Here is a 2,339-nt window from a genome sequence, read left to right on the forward strand (position 1 = left end):
CCCGCCGGCGGCCAGCCGCCCCGTCCGGGCGCTCCGCGCCCGAGCCCGATGAACACGCCGTCCTCGCGGCCGGCCGGCGCCCCCGGGCGCGGCGGTCCCGGTGGCGGGGGCCGCGGTCCAGGTGGCGGCGGTGGCCGTGCCGGTGGCGGCGGCGGTCGCGGTCCCGGTGGCGGCGGTCGGCCGGGTGGCGGCGGCGGGTGCGGCGCGCCCCGCGCCGGCGGCGGCGGTCGTCCCGGTGGCGGCGGCGGCTTCGGCCCCCGTCCGGGCGGCGGCGGTCGCGGTCGCGGCGGCACGCAGGGCGCGTTCGGCCGTCCGGGCGGACGCCCGGCGCGCGGCCGCAAGTCGAAGCGGGCGCGTCGTCAAGAGTTCGAGAACATGCAGGCGCCCGCCGTCGGCGGCGTCTCGGCTCCGCGCGGCAACGGCAAGACCATCCGGCTGCCGCAGGGCGCGTCCCTGACCGACTTCGCCGAGAAGATCGGCGCCAACCCGGCGTCGCTCGTCGCGATCATGATGCATCTCGGCAAGATGGTCACCGCGACCCAGTCGGTGGACCCCGACGACCTGCAGGCCCTGGGCCTGGAGTTGGACTTCGAGGTCCATGTCGTCAGCCCCGAGGAAGAGGACCGCGCGCTGCTCGAGTCGTTCGACATCGAGTACGGCGAGGACGAGGGCGGCGACGAGCACCTCGAGTCCCGTCCGCCGGTGGTCACCGTCATGGGCCACGTCGACCACGGTAAGACGAAGCTGCTGGACGCCATCCGGCACGCGAACGTGCAGGCGGGCGAGGCCGGCGGCATCACCCAGCACATCGGCGCCTACCAGGTCGAGACCGAGGTCGACGGCGAGGAGCGCAAGATCACCTTCATCGACACCCCGGGTCACGAGGCGTTCACCGCCATGCGTGCCCGCGGTGCCGACACCACCGACCTGGTGGTGCTGGTGGTCGCCGCGGACGACGGCGTCAAGCCGCAGACCACCGAGGCGATCGACCACGCCACGGCGGCCGGGGTGCCGATCGTCGTCGCGGTCAACAAGATCGACGTCGAGGGCGCCGACCCGAACCGGGTGCGGGCGCAGCTCACCGAGTACGGCCTGGTCGCCGAGGAGTTCGGCGGTCAGACCCAGTTCGTCGACGTGTCCGCCAAGCAGGGCACCAACATCGACGGGCTGCTCGAGGCGATCGTCCTGACCGCCGACGCCGAGCTGGAGCTGCAGGCCAACCCCGACATGCCCGCCCAGGGCTCGGCCATCGAGGCCCACCTGGACAAGGGCCGGGGCGCCGTGGCGACCGTGCTGGTGCAGCGCGGCACGCTGCGGGTCGGCGACTCGATCGTCTGCGGCGTGGCCAGCGGCCGCGTCCGGGCGATGCTCGACGAGAACGGCAACAACGTCGAGGAGGCGGGCCCGTCCCGTCCGGTGATGGTGCTCGGCCTCGCGGCCGTGCCCGGCGCCGGCGACAACTTCCTGGTCGTCGAGGACGACCGGGTCGCCCGGCAGATCGCCGACAAGCGGGTGGCGCGCAAGCGCAACGCCGAGCTCCTGCGCAGCCGCAAGAGCAGCTCCCTCGAGGAACTGTTCAAGGACTTCCAGGAGGGCAAGCGGCAGGAACTGCTGCTCATCCTCAAGGGCGACGTCTCCGGTTCCGTCGAGGCGCTGGAGGACTCGCTGCTCAAGATCGACGTGGGCGACGAGGTCAGCCTGCGGATCATCCGCCGCGGTGTCGGCGCGATCACGCAGGACGACGTCAACCTGTCGCTGGCGTCCGAGGAGGGCGCGGTCATCATCGGCTTCAACGTCCGGCCGGAGCGCAACGCGCAGGAACTGGCCGACCGCGAGGGCGTCGACATCCGCTACTACTCGGTCATCTACCAGGCGATCGACGAGATCGAGGCCGCCCTCAAGGGCATGCTGAAGCCGGAGTTCGAGGAGGCCCAGCTGGGCACCGCCGAGGTCCGGGAGATCTTCAAGGTGCCGCGGATCGGCAACGTCGCCGGTTCGATGGTCACCTCGGGGATCATCCAGCGCAACGCCAAGGCGCGCCTCGTCCGCGACGGCGTCGTGGTCGCCGACAACCTCACGGTGTCGTCGCTGCGCCGCTTCAAGGACGACGCGACCGAGGTCCGCGAGGGCTTCGAGTGCGGCATCGGGGTCGGCTACAACGACATCAAGCTCGGCGATGTCATCGAGTGCTTCGAGATGCGGGAGAAGCCTCGCGTCTGAGGCCCGCGCTCGCGGCACCCGATCGTCCGCGGTACGGATCCGTCCGCGCGGACCAGGCCTCCGGGGCCCGTCCCCGCCGGCGGCCCGGCCGGACGGGCCGGGGGGAAAAAGTGACCACA

At 72.7% G+C, this 2,339-nt stretch carries 1 protein-coding gene; it reads left to right on the top strand.

All coding sequences use genetic code 11. The features are described 5' to 3' along the window. On the top strand, positions 1-2,220 hold a 2,220-nt coding region (infB, locus tag ABZ914_RS50330), incomplete at its 5' end, for a translation initiation factor IF-2 (protein ID WP_500201666.1). Positions 2,221-2,339 lie beyond the last annotated feature (119 nt).

This window comes from Spirillospora sp. NPDC046719 (genome assembly GCF_040645715.1).
Classification (GTDB): domain Bacteria; phylum Actinomycetota; class Actinomycetes; order Streptosporangiales; family Streptosporangiaceae; genus Spirillospora.